Annotated in this window: 16 protein-coding genes; 12 read left to right on the top strand and 4 right to left on the bottom strand. The window is 59.6% G+C overall.

The genetic code is table 11. From position 1 onward, the window contains the following. Nucleotides 1-7: 7 nt before the first annotated feature. Genes PHU01S_RS01700 through PHU01S_RS01690 form a run of 3 tightly spaced genes read left to right on the top strand, consistent with a single transcriptional unit; the run spans nt 8 to nt 2193 of the window. Nucleotides 8-676, top strand: coding sequence for a GNAT family N-acetyltransferase (locus PHU01S_RS01700; protein WP_127505756.1), 669 nt, complete (start codon nt 8-10; stop codon nt 674-676). 42 nt (nt 677-718) lie between these two features. Then, nucleotides 719-1387 (top strand): GNAT family N-acetyltransferase, encoded by a 669-nt coding sequence (locus PHU01S_RS01695; RefSeq protein WP_127505754.1) that lies wholly within the window; start codon nt 719-721, stop codon nt 1385-1387. Continuing rightward, nucleotides 1387-2193, top strand: a complete 807-nt coding sequence (locus PHU01S_RS01690; RefSeq protein ID WP_127505752.1) for an MBL fold metallo-hydrolase — start codon at nt 1387-1389, stop codon at nt 2191-2193. Before PHU01S_RS01695 ends, PHU01S_RS01690 begins: the two co-directional genes overlap by 1 nt. A gap of 78 nt (nt 2194-2271) precedes the next feature. On the opposite strand, the gene PHU01S_RS01685 is transcribed toward PHU01S_RS01690, so the two are convergent. Then, nucleotides 2272-4101: an ABC transporter ATP-binding protein gene (locus tag PHU01S_RS01685; RefSeq protein ID WP_127505750.1), complete on the bottom strand. Its 1830-nt coding sequence runs from the start codon at nt 4099-4101 to the stop codon at nt 2272-2274. Continuing rightward, on the bottom strand, nt 4085-5830 hold the full coding sequence (locus tag PHU01S_RS01680) for an ABC transporter ATP-binding protein (RefSeq protein ID WP_048745876.1): 1746 nt from the start codon (nt 5828-5830) through the stop codon (nt 4085-4087). Before PHU01S_RS01680 ends, PHU01S_RS01685 begins: the two co-directional genes overlap by 17 nt. Before the next feature lie 592 nt (nt 5831-6422). Between PHU01S_RS01680 and PHU01S_RS01675 the strand changes: the two genes are divergently transcribed. Beyond that, nucleotides 6423-8414, top strand: coding sequence for an endonuclease MutS2 (locus PHU01S_RS01675; RefSeq protein WP_127505748.1), 1992 nt, complete (start codon nt 6423-6425; stop codon nt 8412-8414). 88 nt (nt 8415-8502) lie between these two features. Here PHU01S_RS01675 and PHU01S_RS01670 read toward each other — a convergent pair whose 3' ends face one another. Further along, nucleotides 8503-9162, bottom strand: a complete 660-nt coding sequence (locus PHU01S_RS01670; RefSeq protein ID WP_232316789.1) for a thiamine diphosphokinase — start codon at nt 9160-9162, stop codon at nt 8503-8505. Between the two features lie 134 nt (nt 9163-9296). Here PHU01S_RS01670 and PHU01S_RS01665 point away from each other — a divergent pair, with 134 nt between their 5' ends. After that, entirely contained in the window at nt 9297-9941 is a 645-nt protein-coding gene (locus tag PHU01S_RS01665) for a trimeric intracellular cation channel family protein (protein ID WP_048745872.1), read from the top strand. Beyond that, nucleotides 9941-10456 carry a low molecular weight protein-tyrosine-phosphatase gene (locus tag PHU01S_RS01660; protein ID WP_127505746.1) on the top strand — a complete coding sequence of 172 codons (516 nt, stop codon included), beginning with the start codon at nt 9941-9943 and terminating at the stop codon, nt 10454-10456. Before PHU01S_RS01665 ends, PHU01S_RS01660 begins: the two co-directional genes overlap by 1 nt. 87 nt (nt 10457-10543) lie before the next feature. Here the strand turns inward: PHU01S_RS01660 and PHU01S_RS01655 are convergent, their stop codons facing one another. Further along, nucleotides 10544-11275 (bottom strand): alpha/beta hydrolase, encoded by a 732-nt coding sequence (locus PHU01S_RS01655; protein ID WP_048745869.1) that lies wholly within the window; start codon nt 11273-11275, stop codon nt 10544-10546. Between the two features lie 402 nt (nt 11276-11677). On the opposite strand from PHU01S_RS01655, the gene pdhA reads away from it, so the two are divergent. From pdhA to PHU01S_RS01625, 6 genes are all read left to right on the top strand, one after another. After that, nucleotides 11678-12742: a pyruvate dehydrogenase (acetyl-transferring) E1 component subunit alpha gene (gene pdhA, locus PHU01S_RS01650; protein ID WP_048745914.1), complete on the top strand. Its 1065-nt coding sequence runs from the start codon at nt 11678-11680 to the stop codon at nt 12740-12742. 41 nt (nt 12743-12783) lie between these two features. Continuing rightward, nucleotides 12784-13761, top strand: a complete 978-nt coding sequence (locus PHU01S_RS01645; protein WP_021877477.1) for an alpha-ketoacid dehydrogenase subunit beta — start codon at nt 12784-12786, stop codon at nt 13759-13761. 120 nt (nt 13762-13881) lie between these two features. Continuing rightward, nucleotides 13882-15219, top strand: coding sequence for a dihydrolipoamide acetyltransferase family protein (locus PHU01S_RS01640; RefSeq protein ID WP_021877478.1), 1338 nt, complete (start codon nt 13882-13884; stop codon nt 15217-15219). A 3-nt stretch (nt 15220-15222) separates the two neighbouring features. Next, nucleotides 15223-16638 (top strand): dihydrolipoyl dehydrogenase, encoded by a 1416-nt coding sequence (gene lpdA, locus PHU01S_RS01635; protein WP_021877479.1) that lies wholly within the window; start codon nt 15223-15225, stop codon nt 16636-16638. 369 nt (nt 16639-17007) lie between these two features. Next, a complete protein-coding gene (gene thyA, locus PHU01S_RS01630) occupies nt 17008-17802 on the top strand; it encodes a thymidylate synthase (RefSeq protein ID WP_127505744.1) in 795 nt (264 codons plus the stop codon). After that, nucleotides 17799-18293, top strand: coding sequence for a dihydrofolate reductase (locus PHU01S_RS01625; protein ID WP_021877481.1), 495 nt, complete (start codon nt 17799-17801; stop codon nt 18291-18293). Before thyA ends, PHU01S_RS01625 begins: the two co-directional genes overlap by 4 nt. The last annotated feature ends 151 nt before the right edge of the window (nt 18294-18444 follow it).

Here is an 18444-nt window from a genome sequence, read left to right as displayed (position 1 = left end):
TCATCAGATGCTGAAAAAACTGTACGTGATCCACGCAGGCAAGCCGGTAGAAGCGGCGATTCGCCGCTACGGCCTTGAAGATGCGGAGGGATTGATCCGGGTGCAGGAAGCGAGCTTCCCGCCTCCTTATCCTCAGGAGCTGCTCTGGAACCGGGAGCAGATCCGCGAGCATGCAGCCCGCTTCCCGGAAGGAGCCCTATGCGCTGTCGTGGAAGGGGAGATCGTCGGGTCCATGACCGGCATGCTGACGGACGGAAGCCTCGCCGGAAACCATGACTGGGCAACCGTCACCGACAGCGGCTATATCCGGAATCACGATCCGGAGGGAGACACCCTCTATGTCGTGGATATATGCGTCCGGCCCGAGCATCGCAAGAGCGGCATCGGCAAGTGGCTGATGCAGACGATGTACGAAACAGTCGTGCATCTGGGCAAGGCAAGGCTGCTTGGCGGCGGCCGGCTGCCGGGCTACCATCGTCATGCCGCCGAGCTGAAGCCGCAGCAGTATGTGGCCGCCGTGCTGAAGGGCGACCTCCATGACCCGGTTTTGTCTTTTCTGCTCCGCTGCGGCAGGATGCCGGCCGGGATTGCGGAGAACTATTTGGAGGATGAGGAATCCTGCCACAATGCCGCATTGATGGAATGGCGCAATCCATTCCTCATCCAGGAGTCTTAAGAAAGAAACCTGATCAAAGAAAAGAAGGAGTTGGCCGTATACATGGAATTCCACCGCATCGTGTCCATTGATGATCCGCAGTTCCCCAAGCTCCACCGCCTGCTGCAGGAGGTGTTTCCGCCGGAAGAGGTGCTCGCCTACGACCTGTGGCGGGAGCCGCTGCTCGACCCGTCCATCCATGTCTGCGTCGCCCTGCATGAGGGAGAGGCGGTCGGCGCCACGGAATACCGCTATTATCCGGATATGCGGGTCGCCATGACGGACTTTACGATCATTGGCCGGCCGGGCCTCGGCATCGGGCGTTTCCTGATGCGCAGCCGCGAGCGGGAGCTGGATCGGCTGGCCAAGGAATCCGCAACGGAGCCGCTCGGCATGTTTGCGGAGATTTACGATCCTTACCGCACCGGGCATGAATTCGGAGGCGTCAGCCCGATGAATCCGATCGTCAGGCGCGAGGTGCTGTCCCATATCGGCTACAAGCGACTGGATCTCGCCTATGTCCATCCTTCCTGGGATTTGGAAGGCGGAGCGGTAAGCGGCCTGGACCTCGGCTTCCTGCCGACGGACGAGCTCCGTGACGAGATTCCGGGAGCTCTGGCCGCTCAGTTTTTGGAAACCTACTATTCGGCAATCGAGCGCAAGCCTCGGGAATGGTACGACATGGTTCAGAGCATCCGAGAACGGGAATTTATCGCCCTGCTTCCGCTCTGATGGCTTCGGCACCGGCCGTGCTGACCTTCCTCGGCACCGGCGATTCGCTTGGAGTGCCGCGGGTTTATTGCAGTTGCTCCGTGTGCGAGGAAGCAAGGAAGACCGGCAGGAACCGGAGGCTGCGCTCCCTCGTGCGGATCGACGGACTGGAAGGCGGCGGCTCTCCGGACGATGTGACGCTGATCGACTGCGGACCCGACTGGGGCAGGCAGATGGAAGCGGCAGGTTTGCGCTCGATCAGGAGAATGCTGATCACGCATGCGCACTTCGACCATATCGGCGGCCTCGTGGAGTGGGCGGATGCATGCAGATGGACGAAGCAGAGGGGCCAGGCATACGCTCCCGCCGAGGTCATCCCCGATATTCGGGCCCGCTTTCCCTGGCTGGACCGATGGATCGATTTCACGCCGATCGAAGAGCCGCTCGTGATCGGCTGCTGGAGCATTCGAAGCTGGCGCGTCCATCATGGATTCAACGGTTATTCGTACGCCTATCGGTTCGACCATGGCGAGACCGGATACGCCTGGGTCTACTGCTCGGATTCCATCGGCCTTGACGAAATGCAGAAGGCGCCGCTGCGCGGCGCCGATCTCATCGTGCTCGGGACGAGCTTTTACCGCGAGCCCTATCCTTACGCCGGGCGCTCCGTATACGACGTCACGGAAGCTCTGGAGCTGCGGGAGGAGCTGCAGCCAGGCGAAATGCTGCTGACACATATGTCGCATGATATCGATCTGCGCCGTGAGTACGGCCTGCCGGACAACGTGAAGTTCGCCGAGGCGGGAATGCGCCGTATTCTCGATTAATTGAACTCGACAAACAAGCAGCCCCCGAAGATGCGTCATCGCATCCGTCGGGGGCTGCTTGTTTGGTCTACGGGCTGTCTAGCCGGCTCCGCGTTCTTCCGGGCGGCCCTGGGAATGGCGGAACAGCTGCTCGTAATAGCCGCGCTGCCGGACCAGCTCCTCGTGGCTGCCCTGCTCGGCGATGATGCCGCTGCGCATGACGATGATGCGGTCCGCATCCATGACAGTCGAAATGCGATGGGCGATGACGAGCGTCGTCCTTCCCGCCGCAACGGCGTCCAGCGCCCGCTGGACGAGCTGCTCGGTGCTGGAGTCGAGATTCGCCGTCGCCTCGTCCAGCACGAGAATGGCAGGCTGATAGAGCACGATGCGGGCAAAGCTGAGCAGCTGCCGCTCTCCGGTGGACAGTCCGCTGCCTTTTTCGCTCAGCATCGTGTCATAACCGTCCGGCAGACGGCGGATCAAAGCGTCGGCCCCGACGAACCGGCAAGCCTCCATCGCTTGCTCCCGGCTGAAGCGGGTGTCGAACAGGCGGATGTTGTCGATGATCGAGCCCGAGAACAGGTACGGCTCCTGCTGGACCAGCCCGACCGTCCGGCTGAGCGTGGCGAGAGGGAGCTCGCGCACGTCGATGCCGTCGATCCGCACCGAACCCTTCCGCACGTCGTAGAACCGGCACAGAAGGCTGATCAGCGAGCTTTTGCCTGCTCCTGTCGTGCCGACGATGCCGATTCTCTCTCCGGGACGGATGCTCAGGCTCAGCGCCTTGATGACCGGCTCCCCGTCCCCATAGCCGAACGTCACGTTGCGGAAATCGATGGCGCCGCTGACCTTCGGACTGCCGCCCCCGTTCAAGACCGGGAAGGAGGCTTTTCCTTCATCCGGAAGATCGGGCTTGGTGCTAAGCAGACCCCAGATCCGGTCCATCGATACGGAGGCGGATTGCAGCGTATTCCATTGCTGGGTAATCGCATTGATGGGCTGGAAAAACTGCCGGATATACGTGATGAACGCATACAGGATGCCGAATTCCAGGCTTTCGCCCAGGACGGCGCGGCCTCCGAGCCAGGCGATGAAGGCGACCGACAGGTTGCCCAGCAGGTCGAAGGAGCGGTTGAACAGCACGTTCGTGCGGATTTCCCTCAGATTGGCCTCGAAGTACGTTTCGTTCTTTTCGGCGAACTGGCGCTCCTGCTCCTTCTCCTGATGGAAAGCCTGCACCAGATTCATGCCGGAGAGGTTCTCGGCCGTGAAGGCGATCAGGCGCGACAGCCGGCTGCGCGACAGCTGGTACGTCTTGCGCATGTAGCTGCGGAAGGAGAACGCGATGATGCCGATGACGGGAAGCAGCACCATGCTGTAGGAAGCGAGCACGGGATCGAGCTGGAACATGAGCACGATGATGAGCAGCAGCGTCATCCCGTCGCGCATGAGGCTCATCAGCACCTGGGTGAAAAATTGGCTGACCGTCTCCGTGTCGCTGGATACATGCGTCACGAGGCTGCCGCTCGACGTCCGGTCGAAGAGAGACGGAGACAGCCGGGATATATGGCGGAACAAGTCCTTGCGGAGGCTTGCCACGATGCCTTGGCCGGTGCGCTGGATCAGGTTGTTCTGCAGATAGGAGAACAGCAGCGCGAGAATGGACAGAAGAAGATACAGGACGCCGATGAGCAGCAGCGGCCGAAATTCCGTCCTGCCTTTCATGAGGTGGTCGTCGATGACGATCTTGACGAGATAAGGCTGGAGCAGGTCGGCGAATACCGCGATCAGCGTGCAGAAGAATACGCCTGCGAACGCTTTGCGATACGGCTTGGCATAGATCATGATGCCTTTTCGGGCTTCCTTGGAGCGGGCCGGGTTTTGCTGCTGCTTCGCTGCTTCGGCATGCTCAGCCGATTTGGCCATGTGAAGTCCCTCCTTGCTGCAGGGCGAACAGCTCCGCATAGATGCCTTTCTCCGCCAGCAGGCTTTCATGCGTTCCTTGCTGGACGATCCGGCCTTCGTCCATGACGAAGATGACATCGGCATGCTTGAGCGCGCTGATGCGATGCGCGATGATCAGCGTGGTCTTGTTTTGGCGGAGCTGCTGGATATTGCGGATGATGGCCGTTTCAGTGACGGCATCGACAGCGCTGACGCTGTCGTCGAGAATGAGAATGGGAGCGTCCTTGATGAGCCCTCTGGCCAGGCTCGTGCGCTGCCTCTGTCCGCCGGAAAGCGTGACGCCTCGCTCGCCGAGGCGGGTCTGGAAGCCCTCGCTGAACTGCTGGATGCTCTCGTAGATGCCGGCTTGGCGGGAGGCGTCCTCGACCTCCCTCTGCTCGGCATTGCGCCTGGAGAAGGCGATGTTGTCGCGCATCGTCGTGCTGAACAGGAAGCCGTCCTGCGGGACATAGGCGATATTCTCGCGCAGGCTGCCGAGGCCGAGCTCCCGGATATCGGTTTCGCCGATCCGGATCGTTCGCGGGGGTGCTTCGTAGATCCGCAGCAGCAGCTTGGCGATCGTCGTTTTGCCGCTGCCGGTCCGGCCGATGATTCCCGCAGTCATGCCCGGCTTAACAGAGAGCTGGATATCATGGAGCGCCTCCATGGGCGAGCCGGGGTAGTTGAAGCTGAGGCCGCGCAGCTCGATTCCGGATCCGGAGAGCGGGACGGACTGCTCCGCATCGCTGATATCCGGGATGATGGACAGAAGCTCCTGCAGCCGCTCAAGGCTGGCGCGGGACCGCTGCATCGTGTTGATGACGTTGCCGATCTGCTGCAGAGGATTGATCATCAGCCGAACATAAAGCGTCAAGGAGACGAACATTCCGATCGTAATGGCTCCGCTCAGAGCCTGATAGCCGCCGTAAGCGATCGTGACGACCAGCGACAGGGCGCCGAGAAACGGAAGCAGCGCCTGGAAAAAGGAAGACATCCGCACCAGTCCGAGCTGGCTTTCCCTGATCCGGTCGACGGTGCCGCCGAATCTCTCCGCCATGACGTCCTCGGCGGCGAATTTCTGGGTGACGCGCATGCCGCCGAACTGCTCCTCGGCCGATTCGGTCATGCGCGCGAGGGCGTTCTGCACGATGCGGGAGCGCTTGCGGATCCGCGGTCCGAAGTAGACGACCAGGAACGGAATCAGCAGCAGGGGGGACACGCAAGGAACGATGAGTCCCCAAGGAAGTCCCGAAGCGGCCATCATGACGAAGGCCGACAGGAGCAGGATGACGGCGTTGGCCGTCTGATTGAGGCATACCGAGATGGCTTCCCGGACGGAGGTGACGTCGTTCATGACGTAGCTCAGCATTTGGCCGACGCCGTGCTTGGCGTAGTAGGACTCGCTCAGCCGGGTGAAGTGGCGGAACAGACGCTTGCGCATCAGCCGCTCGAAGCCTCTGCCGAGCCTCATGATGAGGTATTGTCCGAGGCCGGCCATGGAGCCGTAGCAGACGGCGATGGCGACGAGCATGAGCGCGTACATTCGGATGTCGGGCATCGCGATATCATCGTTTTTGAGACGGTCGATGAACTCTCCGAGAATGTGCGGGTAGTAGGACTGGATGATGTTTCCGGCGGCGATAAGCAGCAGCGAGGCGGTGTAGAGCCAGCCTCTTGAAGCCAGGTAAGGGGTCAGCAGCCTTAATTTCATCTCGTACCTCCTGCGATGCAGCGTTGGTTCCATTATAAGGCGGCTCCGAATATAATTCACTACTAAACAAAAAGGGGTCTTCGGGAGACGGCATTCGGGCGGCGGAAGCTCTTGACGAAAATCGATTTTGTTTGTATGCTCGTGGGAGCTATACGATTCCAGCCGACTTTCATCCAAAGGGGAGCTATTGATGATTACAGGTGTTCTTAACTCTTAAATTTTATATGGCGCTTCTCGAAGTCATTACCCTTATGAATGGATTCATTCACTAGGTTTTTCGGGTGCGCTTATGAAGAGTTGAGAACATGTGGATACTCACCCTGAGCGATGGTCTGCGGACAATCGTCTTACCGGTATTCCGTGCTCCTTCGAGCACGGTTTTTTTCGTTTCCCATGCACCTGCCGCCGCAAGCCGTTCACCGAGGCTTGCGGCAGCCGGTCATTGGAGGCGTACTGGGGAAAGACGGCAGCAGGTACCTAGCCCGACAGGAGTGGAGCGCTTCCGCGTTCCCTCCTGTTTTTTTTGTGTCCTTGAACGCCTTCTAGCGGCTGGGTCGATATGGACATGAGCATTTTCGGGGAGGAAATCAAGTTGAATCAAGCATCCATGGCAAGACTGGAATACGACGCCATCCATGAGCAGCTGTGCGGCTTCACCGTATCGGAGCCCGGCCTCAGGCTGGCTCAGAAGCATCGTCCAAGCCCGGTAGGGAGACAGGCGGCGCAGTGGCTCCGCGAGACGGCCGAAGCGGAGTCGCTGCTGGCGTCGGGAGCGAGCGTACCGCTGTCCGCGATGGAAGGCATCGGTCCGTTCCTTGCGCTGCTCGGCAAGGGCAGAATCTACGACGAGCGCGAGCTGTCGGGCTTGTCGGCATGGCTCGGCTCCGTGGCGCAGATGAAGCGCTACATGGAGGCCAAGAGAGATGCCGCGCCGCTTCTGTCCGGCTACGCCTCTTCCATGCGCGATTGTCCGGAGCTGCGGGCCGAGCTGGATCGCTGCATCCGGGGAGGATGGCTGCATGACCATGCTTCGCCCGAGCTGTCCCGGATCAGGCGCGCTTACGGAGTGGCGGAGGACCGAATACGGAGGAAGCTCGACGCTTCGCTGGCCAAATATCGAAATGCCCTTCAGGAAGCCGTCATCAGCCAGCGCAGCGGCAGGTTCGTCCTCGCGGTCCGGCGCGAGCACCGCAAGCTGGTGCCTGGAACCGTATGGGATGAATCCGCCAGCGGCCAGACGCTGTTCGTAGAGCCGGCCGACATTGCCGATCTGCAGGCGGAGCTGTCTTCATGGAAATCGGCGGAGGAGCAGGAGCGGCTGCGCATCCTGGCCGGGCTGTCGGAGCTGGCGGAGGAGCATGGGCCGCAGCTCGGCATCAACCTGGAGACGATGGCGATGTTCGATTTCATTCTCGCGAGAGGCAAGCTGGCGATCTCGTACAACGGGACGGAGCCCGCGCTTGAAGCCGAACCCGCTCTCAGAATCGTGTCCGGGCGCCATCCGCTGCTCGGGGAGCAAGCGGTGCCTATCGATGCCGAGCTCGGCCTGGAATGGGATCAGCTGTACATTACCGGTCCCAATACGGGAGGCAAGACGCTGGCGCTCAAGACGATCGGCCTGTTCGTGCTCATGGCCCAGGCAGGCTTGTTCCTGCCGGCGGCCGAAGGAACGGCGATCGGCATGTTCGACGATGTGCTGGCCGATGTAGGAGACGGGCAGAGCATCGAGCAGTCTCTCAGCACCTTTTCCGCCCATCTGGCCGTTCTGCGGGAAGTGCTGGCCACGGCTGGAAGGAGGACGCTCGTCCTGCTCGATGAGCTCGCCGCAGGGACGGATCCGGGTGAAGGGATCGCGCTTTCCATCGCCGTGCTGGAGGAGCTGGGACGGCGAGGCTCGAAGCTTGCCGTGACGACTCATTTCAATGAAATCAAAGCGTATGCCGCGCGCACCGGACGCTGCATGAACGCCCGCATGGCCTTCGATCCGGAATCTCTGCAGCCGCTGTACCGGCTGGAGCCGGGAGAAGCGGGGGACAGCTACGCGCTGGCGATCGCGAGGCGATACGGACTGCCCAAGTCCATCCTCGACCGTGCGGAGCAGCTGAGGCCGCATCGGTCTCCGGAGTTTCAGCGGCAGGAAGGAGCTTCGGAAGGAACTTCGGAAGCTGCTGCAATGAAGCCTGTCGATAAGGGGCGAAGTGATCCGGAACGGACGGGATTAAAGGAGCGAAGCAAGGCGGAGCCCGCTTCGGCGGGAAATGCCAAAAAAGCGGAGGGGAAGGAGAAGGTGCATTTCCGCGTCGGAGACTGCGTTTGGATCTACCCGCTCCGGAGAACGGGCATCGTCTTCCGTGAAGCGGATGAGCGGGGAGAGGTCGGGGTTCAGGTCCAAAAGGAAAAGAGAAGCTTCAACCGCAAGCGGCTGTCCTTGTATATCGAGAAAGAGCAGCTCTATCCGGGAACGGAGTACGATCTCGACATCGTGTTCGATTCGAAGGAAAACCGCAAGGCCAGGAAGCTGATGTCCCGCAAGCATGTCGATGGGCTGAGCATCGAGACGCCGGGCGACGGCGGCAAGGAATGACCGGTGTCAAGCCGGAGGCAAGCGGCAAGCGGCCGAAGGCGAACGGCGAACAGCAGACCGCGAACGGCCAAAGTCGGCAAACGGGATCTCAGCCGATGCTCTCGATGACGAGAAGCCAGCCTTCCGCCGACGATACGGTGCCGGATTCGGCGGCCAAAGCATTGCTGATGCCGAGCGACTGGCCGATCTCCAGGCTTGCGTCGGTCAGCGGATATTGAAATCCGGCAAGGTTGATGCCGGCTACGCGCATGCTGAGCGGCAGCAGCGAGATATGCTCGAAGCGGCTGCGGCCCAATGCCATCGATGAGCCCGGCGGCAGCACGCGGATCCGGTTCGCAGCGTCCTCGATGGCTGCGGGAATGCCCTGTTCCGCGGACAACCGCAGCAAGTGCACATTGGCGAGCGTGTGGTCAAGGCGGCTTCCCGTCGCGCCCAGCAGGAGAATCGACGACGGCTTCAGGTCAAGGCCACGTCGGAAGGCAAGCTCGGTATCCGTGTAGTTTTTGTCGACGGGATCGAAGGAAGCCGACTCGAGGCTTTCGGCGCGGATATCCTTCTGCTCCTCCGGGCTTACGGAGTCGAAGTCGCCGAGCGACAGATGAGGCTTGATGCCATGGCGCACGAGAAACAGCGCTCCGGCGTCGGCTCCGATGATGCGGTCGCCTTCTTGGATCAAATCCAGAATCCAGCTGCCGAGACTGCCTCCGGATACGATGACGACCCGGCCATTGAAGGTTGACGGTTCCAAGGTTTTCCATCCTTTCGGGATTGAATCTGCCGACATTATAGCTTGTCCGGAGACGATGCCGCAATGACGGTTGCGTCCTGCATCCCTCGCGGCTATTATAGGTAGGATGATGGAGACTTAAGGGGCGTTAGAACTTGTACACCGATATTTTTGCCGTATTCAGCATTATCGGCACGATTGCGTTCGCGGTCAGCGGAGCGATCGTCGCCATGGAGGAAGAGTATGACATTCTGGGCGTCTTCGTGCTCGGACTTGTGACCGCATTCGGAGGCGGCGTCATCCGCAACCTGCTCATCGGGGTTCCGGTCACGACGTTATGGACCCAGGGCCTTCTCATCAAGGTTGCGCTGGCGGCGATGACGATCGCCTTCCTGCTGCCGGTCGGCTGGATCCAGCATTGGCGCAGGATGGAGGCGCTGTTCGATGCCATCGGCCTGTCGGCGTTCGCGATACAGGGCGCCTTGTACGCCACGGGCATGAAGCATCCGCTCAGCGCGGTCATGGTCGCCGCCACGCTTACCGGCATTGGAGGCGGAATCATCCGCGATCTGCTCGCCGGGCGCAAGCCGCTCGTGCTGCGCGACGAGATCTACGCGGTATGGGCCATTCTCGCCGGCGCCGCGATCGGCCTCGGATGGCCGGGAAGCACGGTCGGGCTGATCGTCCTGTTCGTGCTGATCATCGTCATGCGCATGTTCTCGGTCATATTCAAGTGGAGGCTGCCGAGAAGGTCGCTGCGTCCCGCCTCGGGAGACATGAGAAAGGGAGGGCTGTTCTGATGGCGGACAACAAGAAGACGAAGGTTCTGTTCGTATGCCTCGGCAACATCTGCCGTTCCCCGATGGCCGAGGCGGTTCTCCGGCATAAGGCGGAGGAACAGGGGCTTGGCGGAATCGTCGAAGCCGGCAGCTGCGGAACCGGAGACTGGCATCTCGGCCATTCGCCTCATGAGGGCACGCGCCGGATGCTGGACGCGGCCGGAATCTCCTGCCAGGGAATGATCTCGACGCTCGTCAGCCGGCAGGCTCTGGAGCAGGCCGACTATATCGTCTGCATGGACGAGAAGAACGAGCAGGATGTGAGGGAGCTGCTGCGGGAGTGGTCCATCGAACCGGACGGCGAGCTGCTTCGTTTCATGGAGCTGCTTCCGGGGCAGGAGCGTGCCGGGGTGCCGGATCCATATTATACCGGCGATTTCGAGGAGACGTTCCGCCTCGTGAACGAAGGCTGCGACCGGCTGCTGAGCTTAATCAAGAACGATCAGGCCAGACTTGCCGGCCATGCGCGCGTATAGAAGTGGGCGGCAGCACGCCAAAGGCGAATAAAAAAAGGGAAGCGGCTTTCCGGCCGTTTCCCTTTTTTTATTCGCCATGACAGCTGATCAGTCCATGAAATGCTTGAGGCCGTCGGGAATTTCCCGCTGCCAGAAGCCCCATTGATGCTTGCCGTCTTTTTCCGTATACAGGATCCCGGCGCCCTTGGCCTCGAGCAGCTCCCGCATCTCGCGGTTCAGCGTGACGAAGTCGTAGATGCCCGTATCGGTCTGGTAGTCGGTTTCCTGCAAGCCGACATACTGGTACAGCTGCAGCCAGCCAAGCTCCTGCTCCAGCGCCGCCAGCTGCTGCGAGGCCTCATAAAATGCGCCGGACAGCGAGAGGACGCGGCTCCAAATATCCGGATACCGGAGCGCGAGATGAAGGGACACCGTGCCGCCGAGCGAATCGCCGACGAGCAGCCGCTCCGAGCGCTCGCGCCGGACCGGATAGCGCTCCTCGACGAAGGGAAGCATCTCTTCCGCGAAAAAGCGGACGTAGGCTTCGTGCAGGCTGCCGTCCGGGGAATATTCGGCCGTGCGCTTCTTTTTGTCCACGTCGACTCCGACAATGATGAAGGGCTCGATCTCGCCGTCGATGATCAGCTTGTTGGCGAGCGTCGCGATCCGTCCGAAGTTGAACAGGTCTTCGCCGTCCTGGCCGTACACGACCGGGTAGCTCAGCACTTCGTTGTAGCCGGGGGGAAGGTAGATCCTCAGATCGCGGGAGCCCGTATCCAGGAAGGCGCTCGGCACCGTTTCCTTCACGATGGTCCGTTTCAAGTATTTGTCGTCGGTCATGCTTATGTCCTCCTTGGGCTGCATGGGGAAGCGGAGCTTAGGGTAAACAATAAGGAGATGTCCCGCGCCCCGCCGTTCCGGCCTGCAGCTGTTTTTCATTTTTCTGTAATGGAGATCTCACGGCTGGAAATCCCATCCCGTCGCAGCCGGCTCTCGCCGTTCCTTGGCATTCAGAACGTCCGCCGCTTATGAAAACGCTTGTTGTACTATCCTGTACTACTGAAATTGCAAGGCTGTTACACATACAATTCATGCACATATTTCTTGAAAATCATGAAAAATCGCCGCTTTCACGCAATTTTTTTTGACCGTTTCAAGGTAACAGGTTTATAATAATTCTATAACAGAGCAGATCAAGATTCAAATAACAAATCGAGGTGAACCTCCCTGATGAGCAAGCTCATGAACAAGCATTCTTACGAAGTCCACAGTGATAACGTAGAGCCGCTTACGATTCTTTCGCCGGAGGGCGAAGTCGTGAATCCGGATCTCATGCCGGAGCTCAGCGACGAACAATTGAAGGAACTGATGTACCGCATGGTCTTCACGCGCACTTGGGATGAGCGCGCCGTGAATCTCGGCCGTCAAGGCCGTCTCGGCTTCTACGCGCCGGTATCCGGCCAGGAAGCTTCCATGATCGGAAGCGAATACGCGCTGAACAAGGAAGACTTCATCTGCCCGGCTTACCGCGACATGCCTCAGATCGTCTGGCACGGCCTTCCGCTGTACCAAGCGTTCCTGTACTCCCGCGGCCATCAGCATGGCGGCCAGATTCCCGAAGGCGTCAACGTCCTGATGCCGCAAATCATCATCGGCGCTCAGATCCTCCATGCGACCGGCGTTGCGATGGCATTCAAGAAGCGCGGCGAGAAGCGCGTTGCGATCACGTACACCGGCGACGGCGGCTCGTCCGAGGGCGATTTCTACGAAGGCCTGAACTTCGCGGGCGCCTATAAGCTGCCTGCGATCTATGTCGTGCAGAACAACGGCTACGCGATTACGACTCCTTATTCCAAGCAGACGGCTGCCCAGTCGATCGCCCACAAGGCTCTCGCTGCCGGCATCAAAGGCGTGCAGGTTGACGGCATGGACGTATTGGCTGTCGTCAAAGCGGTATCCGAAGCTGCCGAGCGCGGACGCAACGGCGAAGGCGCGACGCTGATCGAGCTGCTGACGTACCGTTTCCGTCCGCATTCCCTCTCCGACGATACGACCAAGTACCGTACGAAGGACGAGGAAAGCGAATGGACCCAAAAGGATCCGATCATCCGCTTCGGCAAATATCTGGACAAAAAAGGCCTCTGGACAGAGGAAGATACGGCTCGCGTGAAAGAAGAAGCCAAAGCAGCCGTGAACGATGCGATCAAAAAAGCCGAGGCGACCGAGAAAATGACGGTCGGCGGCCTGATCGACTCGATGTTCGAGAACACGCCTGCGCATCTTGAAGAGCAAAAAGCCGATTTCTAAGCGGCCAAGCGGCCGATCCACCGAAGGAGGAACCTGTTAACATGGCTCAAATGAATATGCTTGAAGCAATCCGCGACGCTCTGCGGACCGAGCTTAAGCGTGACGATAATGTAATGCTGTTCGGGGAGGACGTCGGCCATACCGGCGGCGTCTTCCGCGTGACGGAAGGACTGCAGAAGGAATTCGGCGAGGAGCGCGTATTCGATACGCCGCTCGCGGAATCCGCTCTGGCCGGCATGGCGGTAGGCCTCGGCGTCCAAGGCTTCCGCCCCGTCGCTGAAATCCAGTTCGTCGGCTTCATCTATGAAGCATTGGATCAAATGTTCGTTCAAGCGGCCCGCATGCGCTACCGTTCCGGCGGCCGCTACAACTCGCCGATCGTATTCCGCACCCCGTTCGGCGGCGGCGTGAAGGCAGCCGAGCTGCATACGGATTCCCTGGAAGGCCTTGCGATGCAGACTCCAGGCATCAAGGTCGTCATTCCTTCCAATCCATACGACGCCAAGGGCCTCATGATCTCCGCCATCCGCGACAACGATCCGGTCTTCTTCATGGAGCACTTGAACCTGTACCGCGCCTTCCGCGCCGAAGTGCCGGAAGAAGAGTACACGATTCCGCTCGGCAAGGCCAACGTCGTCCGCGAGGGCAGCGACGTGACGATCGTTACGTACGGCATGATGGTCCACACCTCTGTGAAAGCAGCCGAGGAGCTGGAGAAGGAAGGCGTCAAGGTCGAAGTCATCGACCTGCGCACGCTGATGCCGCTTGACATCGATACAATCGTGGAATCCATCAAGAAGACGAACCGCGTCATCATCGTGCAGGAAGCGCAAAAAACTTCCGGCGCTGCTGCCGAGGTCATCGCTCAGATCAACGAGAAGGCCATTCTCCATCTGGAAGCTCCTGTCCTGCGCGTAGCCGGACCGGATACGGTGTACCCGTATGCGCAGATCGAGGATCAATGGCTTCCGACGCCTGCGCGCATCATCGCCGGCGTGAAGAAAGTCCTCGACTTCTAATCCATCCGGCCGGACTGCCGGCTGGTTCCGATGGCGAGGAGCGGGCAGGCCCGTCTCTGCCGGTGCTTGTCCCAGCTCCGCGGCCATCACCAAGCTCTAGACGCAAAAGGAGGTACATCCGTGGCAAAATTCGAATACCGGTTCCCGGAGCTCGGCGAAGGTCTGCATGAAGGCGAAATCATGACCATGCATATCAAGCCGGGCGACAAAGTAACCGACGATGACATCATTATGGAAGTGCAGAACGACAAAGCCGTCGTGGAAGTGCCTTGTCCGGTCAACGGCACCGTGCTTGAAGTATTCGCGAAGGACGGTCAGGTATGCCATGTAGGCGAAGTGGTCGCGATCATCGATGCCGAAGGCGATCTTCCGGAAGGCGCGGCTCCTGCCGAGGACAGCGCGAAGGAAGTAGCGAAGGACGAAGCGGCCAATGTCGCTCCAGGCGCAGCCAAAGCCGATGCCGAAGTGACGGCGAAGGACGCGGCTCCCGCCGCGCAGCCGGCCAAGGCCGAAGGCGCAGCCAAGGGCAGCGTGCTTGCCACTCCTAGCGTACGCAAGCTCGCCCGCGAAAAAGGCGTGGACATCACGGCCGTCCAAGGCACGGGCAAAAACGGCAAGGTGACCCGCGAGGATGTCGAGCAGTTCGCTGCAGGCGGCGGCAAATCGACTCCGGCGGCAGCTTCCGACAACGCGGCTGTTGCTGCCAAAGGCGCTGGAGAAGCGAAAGCCGCTCCGGTGGCATCCCAAGGCGGAGACCGTCCGGAAGAGCGCTTGCCGTTCAAGGGCATCCGCAAAATCATCGCCGGCGCGATGGCGAAGTCCGCTTATACGGCTCCGCATGTCACGCTGATGGATGAAGTCGACGTGACCGCTCTGGTCGAGCTTCGCCAAAAAGCGAAGCCCGTCGCCGAGAAAAAAGGCGTCAAGCTCACTTACCTGCCGTTCATCGTGAAAGCACTCGTAGCGGCTTGCCGCGAGTTCCCGATCATGAATGCGATGCTGGATGAGGAGTCCCAGGAAATCGTGCTCCGCAAATATTACAACATCGGCATTGCGACGGATACCGACAACGGCCTCATCGTACCGGTCATCGAGCATGCCGACCGCAAAAACGTCTGGACGATCGCCGATTCCATCCGCGACCTGGCTATCCGCGGCCGCGACGGCAAGCTTACCGGCGCCGAGCTCAAAGGCAGCACGATCACGATCACGAACATCGGCTCCGCCGGCGGCATGTTCTTCACGCCGATCATCAACTTCCCTGAAGTCGCGATCCTTGGCGTAGGCCGCATTTCCGACAAGCCTGTCATCAAGAACGGCCAAATCGTTCCTGCTTCCGTCATGGCTCTGTCCCTCAGCTTCGACCACCGCATCATCGACGGTGCGACGGCTCAGAATTTCCTTAACTACATTAAACAGCTTCTGGGCGACCCTCAGCTGCTCGTTATGGAGGTATAACTCATGGTAGTAGGAGATCCATCTCTCGATATCGATACACTGGTAATTGGTGCCGGCCCAGGCGGATATGTAGCGGCGATCCGCGCCGCTCAGCTCGGCCAGAGCGTGCTCTGCGTAGATAAGGAATATGTAGGCGGCGTCTGCTTGAACGTCGGCTGCATTCCTTCCAAGGCTCTGATCTCGGCTTCCCATCAATTCGACACGGTAAGCCATTCCGAAGCGATCGGCATTACGGCCGCCGACGTGAAGGTCGACTGGTCCAAGATTCAGGAGTTCCGCGGCAGCGTCGTCAAGAAGCTGACCGGCGGCGTAGCCAGCTTGCTGAAAGCGAACAAAGTCCAGTACTTTGCCGGCGAAGTCATGTTCATCAACGAAAACGAAGCCCGTGTCTTCAACGATCAGGAAGCGCCGCGCTACCGGTTCAAGAACTGCATCATCGCGACGGGCTCCCGTCCGATCGAGCTGAAGGCATTCCCGTTCGGCGGACGCATCGTGTCCTCCACGGGCGCTCTGACGCTGCCTGAGATTCCGAAGAGCCTCGTCGTCATCGGCGGCGGCTACATCGGCATCGAGCTGAGCCAAATGTACAGCAAGTTCGGCACGAAGGTGACGATTCTCGAAGGATCCGATTCCATCCTGCCCGGCTTCGACAAAGACATGTCCCAGCTCGTGGCGAAAAAGCTCAAAGCCAAAAAAGCCGACATCATCACCGGCGCGATGGCGAAAAGCTCCGAGCAGACCGACAAGGACGTCACCGTTACGTACACGGTCGGCGACAAGGAAGAGAAAATCACGGCCGACTACCTGCTCGTAACGGTCGGACGCCGTCCGAACACGGACGGAGAGCTTGGCCTTGATCTCATCAACATCAAGATGACGGACCGCGGCCTTATCGAAGTCAACGACGAAGGACGCACGAACATTCCGCATATCTTCGCTATCGGCGATATCGTTGCCGGTCCTGCGCTTGCCCACAAAGCGATGTATGAAGGCCGCGTCGCGGCTGAAGTCATCGGCGGACAGCCGAGCAAAGTCGACTACAAGTGCATGCCTGCGGTATGCTTCTCCGATCCGGAATGCGCAAGCGTCGGCCTGACCGAGAAGGAAGCCAAGGACAAAGGCTACAACGTCCAAGTCGGCAAATTCCCGTTCGCGGCGAATGGACGCGCGCTTTCCCTGAACGCTGGAGAAGGCTTCGTCAAAATCGTCGCCGACAAAGACAGCGGCCTCGTGCTCGGCGCCCACATCGCGGGCATCGAAGCTTCTAACATGATTTCCGAGCTCGGCCTGGCCATCGAGATGGGCGCTACGCTTGAAGATATCGCCCTCACGATCCATGCCCACCCGACGCTCGGCGAAATCGTGCTGGATGCGGCGGAAGTGGCTCTCGGCCACCCGATCCACGTTTTCGTCAAGTAATACATCCGCTGCCGATTTCTGGCGGCATGCAGCAACAGCCGGCACCCCGCGTGCCGGCTGTTTTTTGTTTGGTCTGGGGAGCAGGCAGGAGGGGCGACGCGCCGGGGGGTCGTAAAAGCGGCTGCAACGCATCGATGCGCTTGGAGCGTTATAGCTGCTTACGAGGTTTTTCTTATTTGGTTATTCCTTCCTGCCCAAAATCCTTTATTGCCCCTAATCGTTACCGCGCCAAAGGATTATAGGCCGATTCGATCGTTTTCTTGCGACATTTCCTTGCATAATGGAGACAAAACTCGCCTGCTGATGGTAGAATAGGAAAAAGGTTTTCAAAGCGGGTTATAGACAGATTGGGACAAAGGGGAAGGTTGCATGAAAAATTACTTGGAGCTTTTGCAGGATATTCTTGACAACGGCACGGAGCGTTCCGACCGGACGGGCACGGGAACGATTGCCGTCTTCGGCAGGCAGCTCCGCTTTGATTTGTCGAAGGGATTTCCTTTGGTCACGACCAAGCGGGTGCACGTGAAGTCCATTATCCATGAGCTTCTGTGGTTTTTGAGCGGAGACACCAATATTCGTTATTTGCAGGAGAACGGGGTGCGGATCTGGAACGAATGGGCGGACGAGAACGGCGATCTCGGGCCTGTGTACGGCTCCCAGTGGCGGGCGTGGGAAGGGAAGGACGGCAACGTCCACGATCAGATCCGGAGCGTCGTGGATTCCATCCGCACCAATCCCGATTCGCGGCGCCATATGGTGAGCGCCTGGAATGTGGCAGAGGTCGACAATATGAAGCTGCCGCCATGCCATTTCGTCTTTCAGTTCCAGGTGGCTGCCGGCAAGCTGAACTGCATGTTCACGATGCGGTCCTCGGATACGTTCCTCGGTCTTCCGTTCAACATCGCCCAGTATGCGATGCTGACCCATATGATTGCGCAGCAATGCGATCTGGAGCCTGGAGAGCTGATCTATTCCGGCGGAGACGTCCACATCTACAGCAATCACCTGGAGCAGGTGAAGCTGCAGCTGACGAGGGAGCCGTATCCGCTGCCGCAGCTGGTGCTGAAGAGGCGTCCGGAATCCATCTTCGAATACCGCTACGAGGATTTCGAGATCGTAGGCTATCAGCATCATCCTACGATCAAGGCGGAGGTCGCCATATGATTACGATGATCGCCTGCATGGACCGCGACCGCCTTATCGGGCGCGGCAACGACCTTCCATGGAAGCTTCCCGAAGACATGAGCTACTTCAAGGAGCGGACGATGGGCAAGACGGTGCTGATGGGACGCAAAACGTTCGAGTCGTTCGGCAGCCGGCCGCTCAAGAACAGGCGCAACGTGATCCTGACCCGGGACGCCGGCTTCACGCCGGAAGGAGCCGAGACGGTGCATTCCCTCGATGAGGCTCTGCAGCTGGAGCCGGCGGGGGAGGAGCTGATGGTGATCGGCGGCGAGCAGATCTACGAGCTGCTGCTGCCTCATGCCGATTGCCTGCTGCTAACGGAGATCGACGCTTCATTCGGAGGCGGGGACGCCTTCTTTCCATCCTTCCGCGAGGAAGAATGGAGACTTGCGGATTCCTATCCCGGCAAGGGCGACGAGAAGCTGGGAGTCGCCTACCGCTTCAACCGTTATGAACGGGTGAAGGATTAGTCTTTATTGCTGTCATGCGACAAAGTGCAAATGATTGTACGCTTACTCCATTATGATCAACCGGTCAACAATGCTACGATGAGGTACAAAGTATGCGCCGGAATGCAACTTTATGCTTTTTCCGGCAGCGGCATTCGGGGCTGCGTCCTTT

The organism is Paenibacillus humicus NBRC 102415 (assembly GCF_004000905.1).
GTDB classification, from domain to species: domain Bacteria; phylum Bacillota; class Bacilli; order Paenibacillales; family Paenibacillaceae; genus Paenibacillus_O; species Paenibacillus_O humicus.
This window is presented reverse-complemented; position numbering and strand designations above follow the sequence as displayed.

Bases quoted from the DNA above. Each gene is read 5' to 3' on its own strand.
- PHU01S_RS01660 (WP_127505746.1), top strand. From the start codon at position 9,941: ATGGCGGACAACAAGAAGACGAAGGTTCTGTTCGTATGCCTCGGCAAC.
- lpdA (WP_021877479.1), top strand. From the start codon at position 15,223: ATGGTAGTAGGAGATCCATCTCTCGATATCGATACACTGGTAATTGGT.
- PHU01S_RS01695 (WP_127505754.1), top strand. From the start codon at position 719: ATGGAATTCCACCGCATCGTGTCCATTGATGATCCGCAGTTCCCCAAG.
- pdhA (WP_048745914.1), top strand. From the start codon at position 11,678: ATGAACAAGCATTCTTACGAAGTCCACAGTGATAACGTAGAGCCGCTT.
- PHU01S_RS01645 (WP_021877477.1), top strand. From the start codon at position 12,784: ATGGCTCAAATGAATATGCTTGAAGCAATCCGCGACGCTCTGCGGACC.
- PHU01S_RS01700 (WP_127505756.1), top strand. From the start codon at position 8: ATGCTGAAAAAACTGTACGTGATCCACGCAGGCAAGCCGGTAGAAGCG.
- PHU01S_RS01685 (WP_127505750.1), bottom strand. From the start codon at position 4,101: ATGGCCAAATCGGCTGAGCATGCCGAAGCAGCGAAGCAGCAGCAAAAC.
- PHU01S_RS01680 (WP_048745876.1), bottom strand. From the start codon at position 5,830: ATGAAATTAAGGCTGCTGACCCCTTACCTGGCTTCAAGAGGCTGGCTC.
- thyA (WP_127505744.1), top strand. From the start codon at position 17,008: ATGAAAAATTACTTGGAGCTTTTGCAGGATATTCTTGACAACGGCACG.
- PHU01S_RS01690 (WP_127505752.1), top strand. From the start codon at position 1,387: ATGGCTTCGGCACCGGCCGTGCTGACCTTCCTCGGCACCGGCGATTCG.
- PHU01S_RS01625 (WP_021877481.1), top strand. From the start codon at position 17,799: ATGATTACGATGATCGCCTGCATGGACCGCGACCGCCTTATCGGGCGC.
- PHU01S_RS01655 (WP_048745869.1), bottom strand. From the start codon at position 11,275: ATGACCGACGACAAATACTTGAAACGGACCATCGTGAAGGAAACGGTG.